17 protein-coding genes are annotated in these 19,161 nt (G+C 41.7%); all 17 read right to left on the bottom strand.

Annotated elements, in window-relative coordinates:
* Positions 1-144: 144 nt before the first annotated feature.
* The gene (gene ileS / locus P7J49_RS11080; RefSeq protein ID WP_230333333.1) at positions 145-2,934 is read right to left on the bottom strand and encodes an isoleucine--tRNA ligase; all 2,790 of its coding nucleotides are present in this window, start codon (positions 2,932-2,934) and stop codon (positions 145-147) included.
* Positions 2,935-2,944: 10 nt separating this feature from the next.
* The gene (locus tag P7J49_RS11085; RefSeq protein ID WP_205026312.1) at positions 2,945-3,388 is read right to left on the bottom strand and encodes a GNAT family N-acetyltransferase; all 444 of its coding nucleotides are present in this window, start codon (positions 3,386-3,388) and stop codon (positions 2,945-2,947) included.
* Positions 3,389-3,618: 230 nt separating this feature from the next.
* Positions 3,619-4,308, bottom strand: coding sequence for a DivIVA domain-containing protein (locus tag P7J49_RS11090; protein ID WP_024385043.1), 690 nt, complete (start codon positions 4,306-4,308; stop codon positions 3,619-3,621).
* 8 nt (positions 4,309-4,316) lie between these two features.
* A complete protein-coding gene (locus P7J49_RS11095; protein WP_105242353.1) occupies positions 4,317-5,108 on the bottom strand; it encodes an RNA-binding protein in 792 nt (263 codons plus the stop codon).
* Between the two features lie 2 nt (positions 5,109-5,110).
* Entirely contained in the window at positions 5,111-5,374 is a 264-nt protein-coding gene (locus P7J49_RS11100; RefSeq protein ID WP_002943042.1) for a YggT family protein, read from the bottom strand.
* Positions 5,375-5,378: 4 nt separating this feature from the next.
* Positions 5,379-5,945 (bottom strand): cell division protein SepF, encoded by a 567-nt coding sequence (locus P7J49_RS11105; protein WP_408570695.1) that lies wholly within the window; start codon positions 5,943-5,945, stop codon positions 5,379-5,381.
* Positions 5,946-5,961: 16 nt separating this feature from the next.
* Positions 5,962-6,633: a YggS family pyridoxal phosphate-dependent enzyme gene (locus P7J49_RS11110; RefSeq protein WP_105116170.1), complete on the bottom strand. Its 672-nt coding sequence runs from the start codon at positions 6,631-6,633 to the stop codon at positions 5,962-5,964.
* A gap of 6 nt (positions 6,634-6,639) precedes the next feature.
* Positions 6,640-7,869, bottom strand: coding sequence for a cell division protein FtsZ (gene ftsZ / locus P7J49_RS11115; protein ID WP_398578592.1), 1,230 nt, complete (start codon positions 7,867-7,869; stop codon positions 6,640-6,642).
* A gap of 25 nt (positions 7,870-7,894) precedes the next feature.
* On the bottom strand, positions 7,895-9,274 hold the full coding sequence (ftsA, locus tag P7J49_RS11120; protein ID WP_024375744.1) for a cell division protein FtsA: 1,380 nt from the start codon (positions 9,272-9,274) through the stop codon (positions 7,895-7,897).
* A gap of 152 nt (positions 9,275-9,426) precedes the next feature.
* Positions 9,427-10,509 (bottom strand): cell division protein FtsQ/DivIB, encoded by a 1,083-nt coding sequence (locus P7J49_RS11125; RefSeq protein ID WP_408570696.1) that lies wholly within the window; start codon positions 10,507-10,509, stop codon positions 9,427-9,429.
* 5 nt (positions 10,510-10,514) lie between these two features.
* Positions 10,515-11,579, bottom strand: a complete 1,065-nt coding sequence (locus P7J49_RS11130; protein ID WP_408570697.1) for a UDP-N-acetylglucosamine--N-acetylmuramyl-(pentapeptide) pyrophosphoryl-undecaprenol N-acetylglucosamine transferase — start codon at positions 11,577-11,579, stop codon at positions 10,515-10,517.
* 2 nt (positions 11,580-11,581) lie between these two features.
* A complete protein-coding gene (gene murD / locus P7J49_RS11135) occupies positions 11,582-12,931 on the bottom strand; it encodes a UDP-N-acetylmuramoyl-L-alanine--D-glutamate ligase (RefSeq protein ID WP_408570698.1) in 1,350 nt (449 codons plus the stop codon).
* A 97-nt stretch (positions 12,932-13,028) separates the two neighbouring features.
* Positions 13,029-13,319 (bottom strand): DUF3165 family protein, encoded by a 291-nt coding sequence (locus P7J49_RS11140; protein ID WP_002943024.1) that lies wholly within the window; start codon positions 13,317-13,319, stop codon positions 13,029-13,031.
* Between the two features lie 17 nt (positions 13,320-13,336).
* Entirely contained in the window at positions 13,337-15,184 is a 1,848-nt protein-coding gene (gene typA, locus P7J49_RS11145; RefSeq protein WP_105117491.1) for a translational GTPase TypA, read from the bottom strand.
* 132 nt (positions 15,185-15,316) lie between these two features.
* Positions 15,317-16,309 (bottom strand): aspartate--ammonia ligase, encoded by a 993-nt coding sequence (gene asnA / locus P7J49_RS11150; protein ID WP_408570699.1) that lies wholly within the window; start codon positions 16,307-16,309, stop codon positions 15,317-15,319.
* 84 nt (positions 16,310-16,393) lie between these two features.
* On the bottom strand, positions 16,394-17,455 hold the full coding sequence (locus tag P7J49_RS11155; RefSeq protein ID WP_408570700.1) for an MmcQ/YjbR family DNA-binding protein: 1,062 nt from the start codon (positions 17,453-17,455) through the stop codon (positions 16,394-16,396).
* Complete coding sequence (locus P7J49_RS11160; protein WP_408570701.1) at positions 17,452-19,035, bottom strand: hypothetical protein; 1,584 nt, start codon at positions 19,033-19,035, stop codon at positions 17,452-17,454. Before P7J49_RS11160 ends, P7J49_RS11155 begins: the two co-directional genes overlap by 4 nt.
* Between the last annotated feature and the right edge of the window lie 126 nt (positions 19,036-19,161).

Here is a 19,161-nt window from a genome sequence, read left to right on the forward strand (position 1 = left end):
AAGAAAGAGAGAACGAAGTTCGTCCTCTCTAGGTGTTAGCTTTTCATCTACCCACTACAGTTGACAAAGAGCCTTTTGATTTTCGAAGAGTATTACAAAAAAAGCCTATCGCTAGATAGACTTTAACAAATGTATTGTGATTGCTTAAGCTTCAAAACCTTGAGCTACTGCTTCAGCAAAGTTTTCTTCCACTACGCTTGCACAGTGGTCACAGATTGTTGCTCCATAACTGCGTTCTACAACACTAGTATCAATACGGCGGCAACGGTCACATACTTCACCGCTTGCACGCTCTACAGTAAAGGCAACTTCTTCTACCAGAACAGCACTTTCAGGAGCTGCTTCCGTGGTTACTGTAAGGTTAGAAACGATGAGCAACTGAGCAAGGTCTGCATTCAAGCTCTCCAAGAAGGACTTGGTTTCAGCTGAAACATAGGCAGTCAAATGAGCTTCAAGTGATTTACCGATGACTTTGGCATTACGTGCTTCTTCCAAGGCTTTTTGTGCCTGAGTACGGAAGACCATAAAGTTTTCCCAATCAGCCAAAAGTTGCGCTTCATTGGCAAAGGTTTCCACCTCTGGCATTTCCGCCAATTGTACAAACTCTTCTGCTTCGTGTTCCAAGTATGACCAAATTTCTTCTGCTGTGTGTGGCAAGATTGGGGTCAAGAGCTTGGTAATTTTCACCAAGATGTCATAGAAAACTGTCTGCATCTGACGGCGAGAAAGTGATTTAGCACCATCAATGTAGACAACATCTTTGGCAAAATCGAGGTAGAAGGCTGACAAGTCAAGTGTTACAAAGTTTACTACAGATTTGTAGATGCCCATGAAATCATAATTGTCGTAGGCTTCACGGATTTGAGCTACCAATTTGTTAAATTTCACCAAGAGATATTGGTCAACAGAACGAAGCTCTTCGTAAGCCACCGCATCACTTGCAGGATTGAAATCAGAAGTGTTGGCAATCAAGAAGCGAAGGGTATTACGGATTTTACGGTAGGTTTCAGAAACCTGTCCAAGAATATCCATAGACACACGCACATCGTTTGAAGTATCAACGGATGTCACCCACAGACGCAAGATTTCTGCACCAAATTGTTTCTCAACATCACTTGGAAGAATGGTATTGCCTAGAGATTTAGACATCTTCATACCTTTGCCATCTAAGACAAAACCTTGTGACAAGACAGCCTTGTATGGTGCATGACCATTTACGGCTACAGAGGTAATCAAGGATGAGTTAAACCAACCACGGTATTGGTCAGAACCTTCTAGGTAGAGGTCTGCTGGGTAGGCAAGATTTTCACGGGCGTTCATGACACCATTCCAAGATGAACCAGAGTCAAACCATACGTCCATGATGTCTGTTTCTTTGGTAAATTCGCCATTTGGTGAACCTGGATGAGTGAAACCAGCTGGCAAAAGATCTTTTGCTTCTGATTTCCACCAGATGATAGAACCATGCTCTTCAAAAAGGGCAGCAACGTGGTCTGTCACTTCCTTGGTCATAATCGCTGTACCATCTTCTGCATAGAAAATTGGAAGAGGCACACCCCAAGCACGCTGACGAGAGATGACCCAGTCACCGCGGTCACGGATCATGTTGTAAAGACGTGTTTTACCCCAAGCAGGAATAAAGGTCGTTGCTTCGATTTGGTCCAAGATTTCCTGACGGAATTTAGAGACAGAGGCAAACCACTGTGGTACTGCACGCCAGATGATTGGCTTCTTGGTTCTCCAGTCAAATGGGTATGAGTGATTAATCACTTCACTAGCAAGGAGCAAGTCGCCCAATTTTTCCTTAACCGTTGGTACAACCTTATCATAGAATTGCCCTTCAAAATCAGGACCCGCAGCTTCATTCATCAAGCCACGTTCATTGACAGTTACCGCAACCTCCAAGTCATATTTGACACCGACATTATAGTCATCCTCACCAAAACCTGGAGCCGTATGGACGATACCAGTACCCGAGTCCGTTGTGACGTGATCGCCCAAGATGACCAATTCATCAACTTCTCTATCCCATGGGTGTTCGGTCACGATATATTCAAACTCAGCACCCTTGTGTTTTGAAATCACTTCGAAAGATTCCCAACCGAATTTGGCTGCCAAGCTATCAACCAAAGCTTCTGCCAAGACATACTTACGGTCAGAACCAGCTGGTTGAACCAAGACATAGTCAATGTCTGCTCCCATTGTCAAACCGCGAGAAGCCGTTACTGTAAATGGAGTTGTGGTCCAGACAACGATGTAGCTGTCTGTATCCAAGAGCCCCTTGCCATCTTTGACCTTGTTAGCATAGTAAAGGGATGTTGAGTCAATGTCATGGTATTCGATTTCAGCTTCTGCAAGGGCAGATTCAGATGACCATGACCAGTAAACAGGCTTAGCACCACGGTAAATATAGCCCTTGTCTGCCATAGCACCGAAGACACGGATTTGAGCAGCTTCATAGTCTTTCGTCAAGGTGATGTATGGATTTTCCCAGTCTGCAGAAACACCCAAGCGTTTGAAATCATCACGTTGCTTGTCAACTTGACTAAGAGCGTAGTCACGGCACATTTCAAGGTATTCTACCAAGTCCATTTCCTTGCGCTTAACACCTTGTTTTGCCAAGACTTGCTCAATAGGAAGACCATGCGTATCCCAACCCGGTACAAATGGCGCACGGAAGCCAGACATTGACTTAGAGCGAACGATAATATCTTTAGAAATCTTGTTCAAAGCGTGTCCAACGTGGATATTTCCGTTTGCGTATGGAGGGCCATCGTGGAGGTGGAAGGCAGGTTTGCCTTCATTGAGTTCTTGGCGACGAGCATACAAGTTTGCTTCATCCCAAGCCTTTTGCCATTCTGGTTCGCGAGTTGGTAAGCCTGCACGCATAGGAAATGCTGTCTTACCTAAATTGAGTGTTTCTTTTAGTTTCATCATAACTCCTTTATCTTATAATTAATTCCATTTTCATTTCTTGGCCTTCTAAACCAACGGATTGAAAACCAAGTTTTTCTAAAATGTACCTCATTTTATGATTGCCAATGACATAATTTATAGAAATTTTATGACAAAGCGGATCCGCCTTCGCCTTTCCAATCATTTGCTGGATGGCTTCCTTTCCGTATCCACGATTTTGAAAATCCTTATCAATCAACAAGCGCCATAAATAATAACTATTATCTTTGGGATCAATAGATAACATTGCAAAACCGACAACTTTTCCGCCAGATAGCACAGCATATGGTAGAATCATTCCCGAATCTTTATATAGCCAAGCCTGGGCTAAAGAATATTCAACCGATGCCACTCGGCGCTGGTCCTCAGGTGCAAGTTGAACTTGTAACACTGCTTCAAAGTTGTCCTTGTTTACTAATTCTAATCGTATCATAAAAATAAAAAAACTCCCGCCAAATAAGGACGAAAGTTCGTGGTACCACCTTAGTTTAGATAGAGTTTCCCCTATCCCTCTATGTTCGTAACGTGAACGGGCGTCTTTCCTTACTATTTTCAGGAAAAATCAAACAAAGTGATGATCCATAGAAAGAGATTGTAGGGCTTCCACCATCTCCTACTCGCTATAAATATTTCTACCGACCGTGTCTCTGCTTATGATCTTTATTATTCTTCTGTTGAAATTTCTACAGACTCTCCACTCTCAAAAGCTGCTGCCTGACGAGTTAATTCTGCAATTTCTTCTGGTGTCAATTGACGTGTATAATCCAAACTTTCTTCTTCAACAGGTAATTCTTCATCCAAAGCCTTATGAAGAACATCACGGAAAGCCTCGTCACTTGTTTGAATGTAACTTGCTGTTGGGCGAAGAATTTCCTCCCATTCAGATGAATTAACCAATGATAATTGGCTTTCAACTGTTGATTTCAGACGCTGATGGAAAATACGTGTCTTGTTTTTTAATTCTTCAGTCTCAATGACAACTTTTTTCGCGTTGTCAGTCGCATTACGAAGAATTTCATTTGCCTTATCTTTAGCTTCATGTAACAATGTTGCCGCATCATAGTCAGCTTGTTTAATAATATTTGCCGCTTGATCTTCGGCCGCAACCTTTACTTTCTCAGCTGTATCTTGAGCTAAAAGAACTGATTTACTCAATGATTCTTTCATCTCATCAAAATAAGCCAAACGTTCCCGCAAATTTTTCAATTCTAACTCTTGGTCATGATTTTTACGAATTAAATCCTCATAATCACGCGTTACAATGTCCAAAAAGTCATCAACTTCATCTGCGTCGTATCCTCTAAATTTTGTAGCAAAGGTTTTATCTTTTAATTCTAATGCTGTAAGTGCCATCTTTCCTCCTAAGTTTTAACAATGTCTAACTTTAATTTTATCTTCCCTTGCTTAGAAAAACCTAAAAATTCATTTAGGCGAACTCTACCATATCTCCTAACACTAATTAATTGCCCTATTTCAACTAATTTACTGGTTTGTTCTGTCAGAACATAATCCAACTTCACATGTCCAGCCTCAATCAACTTATTTGCAGTTGCCCTTGAAAGATTAAATGCGACCGAAATCACTTTATCCAATCTCATACTGGAAACCAACACATCCTTTGAACGCCATTCCTGTCCAATCGGTAGTCGAACAGTCATCCATTCTTCTTCCTTTCCCTTAACAGGGACACGAGCAATTTTAGTGATAGATTGTAAGGCAATCTGCCCAAATTTCTGATCGATAAAGACAATCAATCGTTCATCATCAATCAAAATATCACCCAAATACTCCCTTTTAATCCCTAGTTGATTGAGAAAAGTTCCAAGAACTTGTGAATGGGATAAGGTGTGAAATTTTCTAGCATAGGACAAATGAAGAGCGGTTAACTCAAAGTCCTTGATGTCCAACTCATAATAAGCCGGGGCAATAATAACCCGCGAATGTTCAGTCGAAACAAAGTCCCGACTAGAAAACGTTTGTAACTGGTAGTAGTTAGCAATTTTGCATACAATTTCATCTTGTCTAGGATGTAAAAAGTGAGTTAATCTATATGAATACGTATCTTCAACTTGCTGACACATATCCATTATTTTCTCTACAAACTCTCTTTCTTCCCTAGAAAAATGTTGCAATAAGTTTTTGTCATTTTTCATAACTATGCTAACAGTAGCAATAATTGAACCAAGAAGCGAGTTCCCATATTAAGCGCAATCATGGCTGCCATTACGGTCCAATCCAACCCCATAAATTGCAGATTAAATCGCCTAAAGGGTTTTAAAATGGGTGCTACCAGCCATTGAATCAAACGTCCAATCGAGCTTGTATATAGGCTAGGAAACCAACTTAGCAAAGCGTATGCCAATAAGAGATAGGAATAAATTTCTACAATTTTTAATAGTAAAAAAATCAAAATTTGCATAGCGTTACCGTTTTATATCAAAGTCAAAATTTAAATCAGCCGCACCAGTAGTTGTACCAGCATTGCGCAATTCTTCAATATTAACAGTGACATTTACTGGAGTTAACAGCCACATGGTATTTGAGACCTTTTTCAAATTTCCAGATAATACTGAACGAGCACCATCCAAGTAGTCTAGGCAACGTCTTGCTTGTTGCTCCGACATATATTGAAAATCAATGAGAATACTCGCATTGTCTAATAAAAGATTTACCATCTCTGGTGCATCTTCATAACGTTTTGGAAACTTAATATCAATTGTAGTTTTGACAATCTCTTTTTCGTTATTATTAGTCATCAATTCTTGCTGCCTTTCATGTAGGCGTTGAAGTTGACTTTCTGAACGTGCTTCCCGACGCGTCTCTACTTTTGGCTGCTGTTCGCGCACAGGTGCAGCTGCAGTAGTATTGGCAACACGCATTTTAGGACGATCATTAGGCATTGAATAGGCATCTGCCTGTTCTTCAACTTCATTGACTTCGTCAACTTCAAAGTAATTAAATAAGTTCTTAAATGTATCTTTTAATGCCATATTTTCCTCCTCTCCATTATTCAAAGAATGCTGAGCCAATTCTCACATATGTAGCTCCGTGAGCAATGGCGCGTTCAAAGTCCCCACTCATTCCCATACTTAACTCTGTAAAGGGCATACGTGGTAAGTTCCTTCTAGCTAGTTCTTCTTGGATTTCCTGCATTTTAGAAAAAATCTCGTCTAATTCATCATCTGTAGCATCAATCGGTGCCATCGTCATCAATCCAACAAGTTCAATGTTCTCCAATAAACTAATTTCAGCAAGTGCCGCATCAATCTCAGATACTGCAAAGCCATGCTTACTCTCCTCACCGGAAACGTTGACTTGGAGGAAACACTTGACTATTTTAGTCGCACGTTTATCTATTTCCTGAGCTAGTTTGACAGAGTCTAGGGCGTGGAAATAATCAACAAATGGAATAATGTCCTTGACCTTTCTTCTCTGTAAAGTCCCTATCAAATGCCATGTCAATTGTTTATCTGCTAGGGCATTATACTTTTCCAAGAACTGATCGACTCGATTTTCTCCAATATGAGTAATTCCAGTATTCACTAGCTGATTAGCAATAGAGCTGTCAACATATTTGGTGACAGCTATTACCTTTACTGATTCACTCGGACGACCTGCCTTTTCAGCAGCTTTTGCCACTGCTGAAAAGATAGCATCCTTATTCTTTTGAAAATTCATTTTAGTTTAGCGATTACGGAAGAATGGTGGTGTATCCAATTCATCCTCATCTTGATCCATTGTAAATTTTTCGACTGAAACAGTGGAGGTTGGTTCTGTGTCAGTTGGACGAATCAAGTTTTCACGACGCAAATCCCACTCTCCGAAGGCAGAAGCTTTCGGCGCTTCAGTTTGTTGTACGGCTCCACGTGTTGGTGCTGATGCTACTGAATGATCAAAGCGTTGAGAAGGGCGTGGTGAAACAGCTTCCGTGCGATGGCGGGCTGGTTTATCAGCAGTATCTTGACGAACACCTGTAGCCACAACAGTCACACGAATCTCATCTTTCATTGTTTCATCAATAGATGTACCCAACCAAATGTTAACACCTTGACCCGCAGCCTGATTAACGATTTCTGAAGCATCTTCTGCTTCTGTCAGAGTCATGTCATAACCACCTGTAACATTGACAATGACATCCTCTGCACCATCAATTGTTGTTTCAAGAAGAGGAGAATAAATCGCTTTACGAGCCGCCTCAATCACTCGGTCCTCACCAGTACCGATACCGATACCCATCAAGGCGTTTCCTTTGTTTTCCATAACTGTCTTCACATCTGCAAAGTCCAAGTTAATCAAACCAGGATTTGTAATCAAGTCTGTAATTCCTTGAACACCTTGACGAAGAACATTATCAGCTTCGCTTAGTGCTTCTAAAAGCGGTGTTTTCTTATCAACAATTTCAAGAAGGTTGTTGTTTGAAATAATTAAGAGTGTATCTACTTGTTCGCGAAGACCTTCAATTCCCTCAATCGCAAAGTTTCCACGTTTATTACCTTCAAAACCAAACGGACGAGTCACAACTGCGACAGTCAACGCACCCAAGTTTTTAGCAATACGTGCAATAACAGGAGCCGCACCAGTTCCTGAGCCACCGCCCATACCAGCAGTGATGAAGACCATATCTGCACCAGTTAATACATTAGTCAATGCTTCTTCGCTTTCCTCAGCAGCTTTACGACCAACCTCAGGTTGACCTCCAGCACCCAAGCCACGAGTCAATTTAGGACCTAGTTGGATAACTGTTTCAGCTTTAGAGCTACTTAGCGCTTGTACATCTGTGTTTGCTGCAATGAACTCAACCCCAGCAACACCTTCTTCAATCATACGGTTGATCGCGTTCCCGCCACCACCGCCGACACCAATTACTTTAATGACAGCACCATGACTAGCTGCTGCTTCAAATGAAAATGCCATAGTTTAAATCACCTTTTCTTTTCTCTTATTCAAACATGCTGCCAAACAAACCACGAATGCGATCTGTGATGTTTCCCTTAGCAGCTGGACGAACTTCTTCTTCCTCATCATGGTAAGTAGGAGCAACTTGTTCCTCTACCTGATCAACTGTGTTCAATTCGTTCACGATTTCTCTTTGAATTGGCTGACTAATCCGAGGACGAGCAACAGGAATTTCAACTGGCTTATGTCTCAAGGTAGTTTCACCATTTACTGCATGTTGGGCAATATTTTCTACATCTTCTAACTCACCAACATACTCAACAAAGCTAATCACACTTGCAAATGCAGGATTGCGGATACCAATCTGATTTGGAACATAAAGTTTAGTGTTAACACCAAACACTTCTTGGGCCAATTCTGTAATTCCTGGTAAGATAGCACCACCACCTACAATAACAATGCCTCCTGGTAAATCTAGAGCACGTGTACGCTCCAAATCTTGTTTCACACGGTCAAAAATCTGACGCAGACGTGCTGCTATCACTTCTGAAAGGTAGCGCTCGGTCACTTCAACTGGAGCGTTTTCTCCAATCACGTCAACAGTGAATTTTTCCTTGTCACTAGCATCTTGCGGATAGGCAATGCCGTAGTTGTATTTCAAGTTTTCAGCAATACTCTTTGAAGTTGTCAATACTTTTGAAATATCGTTTGTGATATAATCTCCACCTTCTTGGTAGATGTTTGTATATTGCAACTCTTGGCCACGCATAACAGCCACAGTCGTTTGACCGCCACCAAGATCAATGACAGTCGCACCAAACTCACGTTCACCTTCATTCAATACAGAGCGAGTTAGTGCCAACGGAGAAATTACAATATTTTCAACTTGGACACCTGCACGCTCCACCGTTTTACGAAGATTGTGAAGAATGGTACGTGGGCCTGTATACAGCATACCACGCATTTCCAAGCGAATTCCCATCATTCCACGAGGGTCCTTAATGCCTTGGAATCCATCGACAGTGAACTCTTCTGGAATAAATGAAATCACTTCGCGTTCCGGAGTCATACTCTTTGTCAATGCTGATTTTACAACATTTTCAACATCCAAGTCTGTAATTTCTTGTGAATCTGTTGTAACAGGAATCATCCCTTGAGTCGGTTCAATCTGAAGAAGGTTGGCAGGTAATCCAACATTTACCTTTTCAATGCGGATACCTGACTTTTCTTCTGCCTGCTCGATTGCTTTTTTAATCGCTCCAGCAGCCACCTCAATATTTACAATAATTCCATCTTTGACACCAGCACTTTTTACATTGCTGACCCCAATCACATTCATTTCGTTATCAATATATTCTGCAACCAAGACTTTAACGGAGCTTGTACCAATATCTAATCCCGTAAAAAAGCCGTTCCTAGCCATTCTATCAGTCCTCTCTTACTTCCAACTTTAACAAATCATCTTCCATTTTGAAAAATAGTATAATTAGTCATCATTCATTATACCATATTATATCGAATTATGGTGTTTTTAAAGGATTTTTTTATTACTTTTTCTTTACAAAATTATCTATTTCAGCTTGCATATCTATAAATACCAACTTCCATATCAATTGTCGTTGGAACTGTCACTTCTGCCGCTATTTTTGTATAGTAAGGCAACTTCTGGCTAATCTCACTCAATGGAACTAAAACCGTGTTTCCATCTGCCATATTGAGTGTCAGCAAATCCGCAGTCACTTTACTTGGCGTTAAATTTATTGTCTGAATAGCAGAACGAATTCCTGCATCTATTTTACCCAATTCAATGGCCAGTTCCTTGATTAATTCCTTGTCGGATAAATTAATCGTTGTGTAGCCTTCTGGCAAAGAATCCTGTGAAATCGGCTCTCCGCCAACCACTCCACTAGACAGTACTGGATACCACTGACTTTGTTGCTGAATGTAGCCTATGATAGCGTATTCTTTGATGTGAATGGTAAAGGTAGCTGGAAACTGGAACTTGATTGTTGCTGTCTCTACAGACGAACTATTCTTCTTAATATTCTTTGCGTAAGCATCTGCATGCAAAGCTATGGTTACAATGTAATCATCCGGAGAGATAAGGCTATAATTTTCTACTTGCTCAGCAGTTAGTCGCTCATTTCCGACAACCTCTATTTGTTTTTTCTTGCTGGTTGGAGAAATAAAATACAAGGCTAGAGCTGCCAGTAACAAACTCGTCACAAGAACCGGAATAGCTTTCCAGACTACTTTGGAAGGAATATCAACTTTTAAAGGCTGGACCTGTTTATCTGTTTCTGTCTTGGATTCCAGACTCTCTTGTCTTCTGTTTATTCCCTGAAAAAGAACCCTTTTACTCTTTTTAGCTTCTGGGCTCTTCTGTTCTGTCTGCCCCTCGTCAACTGCCTGAATATCTGCGTCATCTTTATGAGCAAGGTAGGCTTGGTGGCGTGCTTTCCATTGTTCGAAAAAGGCACTTTTTTCATCATCCGAAGCAGTCATCTCAGGTATGTCTACATCCGTAGAAAGCCCTTTTTCTTCGGCTAATACAGATTCTTTCTCTGCTGGTGAAATTTGTTCCGAATCCAATTCTACTTGGGATGCCTGTTCCACTTCTAGCACTGATTCTTCTACATTTGAATCTTTTTCCGTCATAGAACCTACCTTCCCATATCTTCTCTAAGCAAATTGTAAAAACTATCTACTGACTGAATTTCATTAGAATTTGCCATGTTTTGGATATAAAATTCCTTATGTTTCAATAACTCATCGACTTCTACTAACAGGCTGGCAAATGTCAATTGACTTTCATCAATCTGCTTAGAATATCCCTTTTTCTCTGCATATTGCGCATTTTCAATTTGGTCCCCTCGACTGGCCTGCCGTCCTAGTGGCACAATCAAATGGAGTTGTTGCATGGCAATCAACTCAAACAGAGTATTGGAACCACCACGGGTAATAACGACATCCGCTAAATCCATCAACGGTTGATAAAGTTCTGTCACATAGTCAACTCTATATAGGTTTTTATCTAATTGGTTGAGACTACTGTCCCCTGTCAAGTTGATAATATTGAATCGTTCGGTCAGAGCTGCACTATTCTGACTGATTAAATCATTAAAGACTTTAGCACCGCCCGAACCACCTACAAACAGTAGGGTCGGCAGACTTTTATCGAAGTGACTGAGAATTTCTGGCAACTGGATTGGTGTAACTTTGTCATTCGTTTGCCCCACTTTTGTAACCGCACCAACATGTTTTACTTTAGTCAAGCTGGCAGGTTGCTCAAAAGTACTATACATGGTTGTCGCAAATTTATAGGCTATTTTATTGGCCAGTCCCATTGTTAAGTCTGATTCATGGATAAAGACCGGAACTCGCAAGAATTTAGCTGCAATAACTGGCGGAACCGATACAAACCCACCTTTTGAAAAAAGAGCTTGCGGACGGATTTTTGCAATAATGGCTAAGGATTGAAGAACACCAAAACCAACTTTAAACACATCCAACATATTTTGGAAAGAGAAATAACGGCGCAATTTCCCAGTCGAAATAGAATGAAAATGGACATCTAAACCTGATTTCACAACCTGCTCATGCTCAATACCGTTCCCATCACCAATATAGTGGACTTCCCAGCCTTCTTCCAAAAATCGCGGAATCAAGAGGAGATTGAGCGTCACGTGCCCAACAGTCCCTCCGCCTGTAAAAACAATTTTTTTCATGATTATTTCAACTCCTCAAAGGTCTGTAAGAAGACGTCGCCACGCACTTCAAAATTGGCATACATATCCCAGCTTGCATTGGCTGGACTTAAAAGTACAATATCTCCTTTTTCCGCAATGGCAAAGGCTTTTCTAGTTGCATCCGCAATATCGAGAGCTTCTATCGTTCCCACTTCTGCCTTATCTGCAGCACGTTGAACACGGGGAGCTGATTGACCAAGGATCACCATTTTCTTTAGTCCGACCAAATCAGGGACTAATTCATCAAATTCATTGCCACGGTCTAATCCACCTGCAATCAAAATGACCTTGCTATTGTCAAACCCTGAAAGAGCTTTTTGAGTCGCCAAGATATTGGTAGACTTACTATCATTGTAGAAGGAAACTCCGTTGACCTCACCTACAAATTGCAAGCGGTGTTTGACACCTCCAAAGACAGACAAACTTTCCTGAATCGCTTGGTGATCTACTCCCAACAATTTTGCAACCACAATTGTTGCCAAGGCATTTTCAACATTGTGTGAACCTGGAACACCAATTTGGTCAGCATCCATGATGTATTCACCCTTGAAATAGAGTTTTCCATCTGCCAAGTAAGCTCCATCAACCACTTCCAGCGTAGAAAAAGGAACTACAGTTGCTTTGGGCTGTTCGGCCAATTCCTTAGCTTCTTTCTGGTTGAAGTTGAGCACCACAAAATCCTCAGCCGTCATCTGACGCTGAATCATCCATTTAGCTGCTACATAGTCTTCAAAAGTCCCATGATAATCAATATGACTGGCAATGAGGTTGGTCACAACGGCGATATGCGGACGGAAAGATTCTGTCCCCATTAACTGGAAAGACGATAATTCCATGACCAAGGTATCCTCTGCAGTCGCAGTTTGAGCGACCGAAGATGCTGGGTAACCAATATTTCCACATAATTTTGCAGGTTTATTTCCAGCATTCAAGACTTCTGCAATCATGGTCGTTGTCGTTGTCTTGCCGTTCGAACCTGTAATCCCCACGATTGGAGCATCTGATACTAAGTAGGCCAATTCAACCTCTGTCCATACTGGAATTCCTTTTCCAATTGCTTTTTCAACCATAGGATTATCATAGCGAATTCCTGGATTTTTTACCATCAAAGCGAAATCTTCATCCAATAATTCCAAGGGATGGCTCCCGCAAATAACACGGATACCATCTTCCAACAAAGATTGAGCAGTCGGATTTTCTTCAAAAGCCTTTCCATCGTTAACAGTGACGATAGCACCCAATTTATCTAGGAGACGGGCTGCAGATTCCCCTGATTTAGCTAAGCCTAGCACTAACACTTTCTTATTTTTTACAATATCAACCATCTTCATCTCAAATACCTTTACTTTCTAACACCTTATTTTACCCTTTACGAAGACCTTTTTCAAGCCAGAGGACAGAAAAACCGACGCAAAGCGTCGGTTAATTTCATCTATATCTATAAGGACCAGGTCGCTCTGTTCTCCTCTGCCTGTCTTTCGGTTCTTTATCGAGATAATAAATATCCCGCATCGCCCAAAAACCAATCAGAATCATTAGTAGACCAACCCAAATTTCCTTTGAAAATTGCATGATTCTTAAAAATCCAAGTACCAAGGCAATCGCTAATGCTACCAGTAAAAATACTGCCGCAATCAAATTCATAGTCCCCTTAATATTGCGAGGTGCCACAAATATATAAAAAAGTACTAACATGATGGCGAGGATTAAATAAAACATGCTTCTTCTCCTAGAAATTATTCCTCAGTCGCTAATTTTTTCTTCTTCGCAGCCTTATCACGCTCTGCCTTGTTCAAGATTTGCTTACGAAGACGGATTGATTCTGGCGTTACTTCCATGTATTCATCATCGTTCAAGAATTCTAGTGATTCTTCAAGAGTCAAGATACGTGGTGTCTTAATTACAGACGTTTGGTCTTTGGTTGCTGAACGAACGTTGGTCATTTGTTTAGCAGTCGTAATGTTAACGGTCAAGTCATTTTCACGTGAGTTTTCACCGATAATCATTCCTTCATAAACCTCAGTACCTGGGTTAACGAAGATTGTACCACGCTCTTCGATACGCATGATTGAGTATGTTGTTGCCTTACCTTGATCGATAGAAACTAGGGCACCACGGTGACGACCACCGATCTCACCTTGAACAACTGGCAAGTATTGGTCGAAAGTATGGTTCATGATACCATAACCACGAGTCATAGAAAGGAATTCTGTTGAATAACCAATCAACCCACGCGCAGGCACAAGGAAAACAAGACGAGTTTGACCGTTACCAGTTGAAATCATATCCAACATATCACCCTTACGCTCAGATAGGGATTGGATAACAGAACCTTGGTATTCTTCTGGAGTATCGATTTGCACGCGCTCGAATGGCTCCATTTTCACGCCGTCGATTTCCTTGATGATAACTTCTGGACGTGATACTTGAAGCTCATAGCCCTCACGACGCATGGTTTCAATCAAGATAGACAAGTGCAATTCACCACGACCAGAAACAGTCCATTTGTCTGGCGAGTCTGTCGCTTCTACACGGAGAGAAACGTCTGTCTGCAATTCTGCCAAAAGACGCTCTTCGATTTTACGTGATGTTACCCATTTACCTTCACGACCTGCAAACGGTGAGTTGTTCACCAAGAAAGTCATTTGAAGAGTTGGCTCATCAATACGAAGAACTGGAAGTGGCTCAACTGCATCAGTTGGTGTTACAGTTTCACCAACGAAGATGTCTTCCATACCAGAAACAGCAATCAAGTCACCTGCTTTTGCTTCTTGGATTTCTTTACGCTCAAGTCCAAAGAAACCGAAGAGTTTTGTAACACGGAAGTTTTTCGTTGTGCCGTCTAGTTTAGAAAGGGTAACTTGGTCACCAACTTTAACAGTTCCACGGAAGACACGACCGATACCGATTCGACCTACGAAGTCATTGTAGTCCAAAAGGGATACTTGGAACTGCAAAGGCTCATCTGAGTTATCCACTGGCGCTGGAATATGCTCGATGATGGTATCGAAAATTGGTGCCATTGTTTCTTCTTGGTCTGCTGGATTGTCAGACAAAGATGAAGTTCCGTTGATAGCTGACGCATAAACCACAGGGAATTCCAATTGGTCATCATCTGCACCCAATTCGATGAAGAGCTCAAGCACTTCATCCACAACTTCTTCTGGACGAGCAGATGGCTTGTCGATTTTGTTGACAACGACGATTGGGGTCAAGTTTTGCTCAAGAGCCTTTTTCAATACGAAACGGGTCTGTGGCATAGTTCCTTCGTAAGCATCCACAACAAGGACAACACCGTCAACCATTTTCATGATGCGCTCAACCTCACCACCGAAGTCCGCGTGTCCTGGTGTATCCATGATGTTGATACGAGTACCGTTATAAGCTACGGCAGTGTTTTTAGCAAGGATAGTGATTCCACGCTCTTTTTCGATGTCGTTTGAGTCCATGGCACGCTCATCCAACTGCGTACGCTCATCAAGGGTTTGAGATTGTTTCAATAATTCATCAACGAGGGTTGTTTTTCCGTGGTCAACGTGGGCAATAATGGCTACGTTACGGATGTCTTCTCTAAGTTTTGTCATAATATCCTCTATATATTTTAATTTAACTAAAAAAGTATATCATAGATTGGCGCAAAAATCACAGATAATCTTGTTGTAAATGTTTTCAGATAGCAGATTGAAAGCAGAAGAAAAGAGATTGAAGCCAATCTCTTATAAAATGTTCTCAAAATTATCGCGCACTTCTTGTGGCCAAACGCTGGACTGCACTTCACCAATATGTTTCTTACGAAGCAAGAACATGGCCAAACGAGATTGACCGATACCGCCACCGATAGACAGCGGGAAGAGACCATTCAAAAGGGCACGATGCCAATCAAATTCCAAACGGTCCTCGTCACCTGTAATAGCAACCTGGCGCTTCAGCGCTTCTTCATCCACACGAATCCCCATTGAGGACAACTCAAAGGCTGAACCAAGTGCTTCGTTCCAAACCAAGATGTCCCCATTGAGTCCTTTATAGCCTGCTTCTGATGGGCTTGTCCAGTCATCATAGTCTGGGGCACGTCCATCATGTGGTTTCCCATCTGCCAGTTCTCCACCAATACCGATTAGGAAAACCGCACCGTATTCTTTGGCAACCACGTTCTCACGCTCTTTTGGTGTCAAGTCTGGGAAGTTCTTGACCAAATCCTCCGTGTGGATAAAGGTGATTTTCTTAGGCAAAACAGACTCAATGTCATAACGAGCCTCCACTGCCAACTCTGTCAGACGGATAGCCTTGTAAATCTGCTCCACAGTTTCTTTCAAATAAGCCAAGTTGCGACGACCAGCAGGGATGACCTTTTCCCAATCCCACTGATCCACGTATACTGAGTGAATGGGATCCAAGGAATCCTCGTCAGGACGAAGAGCCTTCATGTGTACAAAAAGACCTTCTCCTTCGTGAAATCCAAAGCGAGCCAAGGTATGACGCTTCCATTTTGCAAGCGAATGAACCACTTCATAGGTCGCATCTGGAATCAGCTTCACATTAACAGTAACCGCATTCTCCACACCGGACAAATTATCCTGCATACCATCCCCGACACGACTCAAAATCGGTCCTTGCACTTCTACGATTTCTAACTTGTCTTTCAAATACTGAGTGAATGTATTTTTGACGAAAGAAATCTCCTCTTGCTGATGAATGAAGCTTTTCTTCATACCTTACCTCCTTGTAAATTTATACACCTTATTATACTCTTTTTTACCCACTTGTAAAGTCTTTTTATTAAATATTCTGATAATTTAATAGAGGTTTTTCACTTCGGATGTCAGTACTTCTATCACGCCCTCTGTCAAGCGTCTAGGACCACGCACCGCCCTGACTCCCAAGTCCATCATGCGCGCTCTCGGCAACACATCATCAGTTAGTTGAGCAAGCAATTCCACCTGCATGAGTTTCTTTTCTGTCGGAATATCTGACTCCCCGTGATTTTCTAAATTCGCTCCTAAGACACGACAAACATAGCGAATGGCCTGTACAGGTGCCGTGACATAAATGGCTACGATGTCCCCGGCTTGAATAGTTGATTTTTGTGGCCAATAGACTACCTTATTTTCCGCAAACTCGGTATCAATATCATAGACCTTTGGATTGGCTGGAATAACCCAGTAATCAGGCCCTTGCGCCGCCTTGTAGGATTTTGGTCCCACCAAATAACGGCTTTTCTCAAGGAGGGCAAAAACCGTCTGATCCTCCACCGTATCATCCAGCAAGACCGACACCCAAGACTTCTTAGACATGTGATAGGCTGGGAAAATGCCCGACTGACTCAGCAGCTCTGCTATTTCCCGACCATCGACCTTGAGATTGACAATCTCCACCTCTTCTTTAGACCCGCTCCCATCCAGCTTGTCCCTCGGAATCTGACTGACCAGGGCGTACCACTTGTTATTGTTGGGATGGCGAAAAGCCCCATAGGTCGGCAACTTGGCAAAGGGATAGTCAGGAAGGTCGCCCCACTGCTCCTTGATGAGCTGGGCTATGCGGTTGCTTTGGTCTTTGGAAAATGGCAGAGCGATAAAGCAGGCTTCGGTCACACGCAGAAGAATGGCCTCATAAGCCTCTTTGACCTGGCTGACAAAGGCTCCTGCGGGTGCGGTCACCAGATGAGCAGTGTAAATCTCCTCCATCTCGCAATCCCAGATATAGGACGACAGCTGACCAGCCTCATCGACTTCCACTACCGCCTCAAACTGCCCCTCCATGAACACTTCACGGTAGGTGTAACGATTGTCGGAAAAGATAAAACCGAAAGGGATGAGAGAGGGGAGGTGGATTTGTAGTTTGCTATTTACATTTGTCATTTTTTACCTTTTCTACTAACCCAGCCAATCGCATCTGCTGGTGGATTTTCCGTATCAATCCAAATAAATTCGATACCGATTTCGCCATTTTTGAATTTGGTTAATCGAATACCATTTATTTCCAGAGATTCTAATTTCTTCCCTGTCAGCACTTCACGCTCAGCCAGTTGAAAAACACCTCTCAGCAACCATTCACCAAGAATATCTTGCCTATCCACCGACTGAATAGCCTTGCCTGTTTCTTGATTGATGTAGGCTTCAATAGCATCTCCTGATGATAGAAAACGAAGCGTAAAAGTTCGTTCTTCTTTCGACAGTGTCAATTTTTTGCCTGTTTCATCAAATGTCCCAACATTGTGACCGAAAAAGTCTGGTCGAGCATCATGAAACTTCTTAGAATCTGGCAGGGGAATATAAACCTCACTGACAGGACGATAAACCAATTTCTCCAGTTTTTCAGATAATCTCTCAATCCCTGACTCTTGAGCAAAACTCATCAAGTCCGAGCGAATTTTCTTCATCTCAGCTTTTTCTTCTTTAGTGGACCACTTTTTCAATAAAATTTCTTCCAAGGAATAGGTCACAAATGCCAACTCTTCAGAAGTGAGTTGACTAGCAAACTCCTCTTGGATTTTTTGAATTCGAGCCAGTCTATCCTTTTTAGCTAATTTTGCTCCACCATTGAAAGCATTGAAACCTGAATTTTCTTCAACATGACCATGCTTGTCTGTAATGACCCATGAAACCGAATCAAGAACTTGTTTTTCTTTCTCGTCTGTTGATAAGGTATGGAGATTTTCAAAAATATAAAATGGATCTTCCACATAGTCTACGTCCCATGTATCAACAACTATCTCTTTGTTATGAAAAGTCATGTGGAGTTGGCTATCTGCTGCAGTGTATTTATAGTCGTGCTGACCGTCTGTAAAAGCGAAATTTGTCGGAGTTTTTAGACTGGTCGCCCCCTTGATTTGTAAATTTTCCACATCAATCAGAAGGTAACCGGTTTCCCCTACAAAGATTTGTGGTTTAGCTCCCTTTGCCGTTGGCATTAAAACATGGTAAACAGATTCCACCGTTGAATCAGAAGTAAAACCACGAATTTGTGCCTTGGATGATTCTATCCGTTGATTACGCAGCAAGGAAATTTCCTTGGCCAATTTCAAGTAAAGTGAATGATTATTTTTATCGGCCGTTGCTTTATCTGGAGCAATCATGGCATTGAACTTAATTTCTTGTAAAATCTCTGTCCAACTCTGTGAATCTTTCTTAAACTGAGCAACTTTTTGGTCACCTGACTGAATGCCGAAAGACTTGATTCCGACTAGATATTTATGCTGATCGTCCACCATAACCGAGGCATCAAAAGAAGTGTTGGCAATATCCTCACCAACTGCATGAAAGGATCTCTGAAAGACTGTTTCTTGAAATTTGGAATTAATAATCGGAGCCACATAATTAAAGGTTTCATTTTCCTCATCTGTTTCAGACTTTTGTGAAAAAGCCTCGCTCAAACTGGCAAAATTAGTAATTAAAGTTCGATATTTTTCCTTCTGCTCTACTTTTAACTTTTCCCACATTTGTATTGCCTCCTCACTCATATTACTAGTATAACAAAAGAAGAGTAACTTTTCGGCTCTATAATTTCTGTAGTGGGTAAAACCACCGTGGAGATTATGGAGCCTTTTTAAGTATATACAAAAAGT

Origin of the sequence: Streptococcus suis (assembly GCF_046032515.1) — a bacterium.
Lineage (GTDB): Bacteria > Bacillota > Bacilli > Lactobacillales > Streptococcaceae > Streptococcus > Streptococcus suis_AL.

Bases quoted from the DNA above. Each gene is read 5' to 3' on its own strand.
- ileS (WP_230333333.1), bottom strand. From the start codon at position 2,934: ATGAAACTAAAAGAAACACTCAATTTAGGTAAGACAGCATTTCCTATG.
- P7J49_RS11085 (WP_205026312.1), bottom strand. From the start codon at position 3,388: ATGATACGATTAGAATTAGTAAACAAGGACAACTTTGAAGCAGTGTTA.
- P7J49_RS11090 (WP_024385043.1), bottom strand. From the start codon at position 4,308: ATGGCACTTACAGCATTAGAATTAAAAGATAAAACCTTTGCTACAAAA.
- P7J49_RS11095 (WP_105242353.1), bottom strand. From the start codon at position 5,108: ATGAAAAATGACAAAAACTTATTGCAACATTTTTCTAGGGAAGAAAGA.
- P7J49_RS11100 (WP_002943042.1), bottom strand. From the start codon at position 5,374: ATGCAAATTTTGATTTTTTTACTATTAAAAATTGTAGAAATTTATTCC.
- P7J49_RS11105 (WP_408570695.1), bottom strand. From the start codon at position 5,945: ATGGCATTAAAAGATACATTTAAGAACTTATTTAATTACTTTGAAGTT.
- P7J49_RS11110 (WP_105116170.1), bottom strand. From the start codon at position 6,633: ATGAATTTTCAAAAGAATAAGGATGCTATCTTTTCAGCAGTGGCAAAA.
- ftsZ (WP_398578592.1), bottom strand. From the start codon at position 7,869: ATGGCATTTTCATTTGAAGCAGCAGCTAGTCATGGTGCTGTCATTAAA.
- ftsA (WP_024375744.1), bottom strand. From the start codon at position 9,274: ATGGCTAGGAACGGCTTTTTTACGGGATTAGATATTGGTACAAGCTCC.
- P7J49_RS11125 (WP_408570696.1), bottom strand. From the start codon at position 10,509: ATGACGGAAAAAGATTCAAATGTAGAAGAATCAGTGCTAGAAGTGGAA.
- P7J49_RS11130 (WP_408570697.1), bottom strand. From the start codon at position 11,579: ATGAAAAAAATTGTTTTTACAGGCGGAGGGACTGTTGGGCACGTGACG.
- murD (WP_408570698.1), bottom strand. From the start codon at position 12,931: ATGAAGATGGTTGATATTGTAAAAAATAAGAAAGTGTTAGTGCTAGGC.
- P7J49_RS11140 (WP_002943024.1), bottom strand. From the start codon at position 13,319: ATGTTTTATTTAATCCTCGCCATCATGTTAGTACTTTTTTATATATTT.
- typA (WP_105117491.1), bottom strand. From the start codon at position 15,184: ATGACAAAACTTAGAGAAGACATCCGTAACGTAGCCATTATTGCCCAC.
- asnA (WP_408570699.1), bottom strand. From the start codon at position 16,309: ATGAAGAAAAGCTTCATTCATCAGCAAGAGGAGATTTCTTTCGTCAAA.
- P7J49_RS11155 (WP_408570700.1), bottom strand. From the start codon at position 17,455: ATGACAAATGTAAATAGCAAACTACAAATCCACCTCCCCTCTCTCATC.
- P7J49_RS11160 (WP_408570701.1), bottom strand. From the start codon at position 19,035: ATGTGGGAAAAGTTAAAAGTAGAGCAGAAGGAAAAATATCGAACTTTA.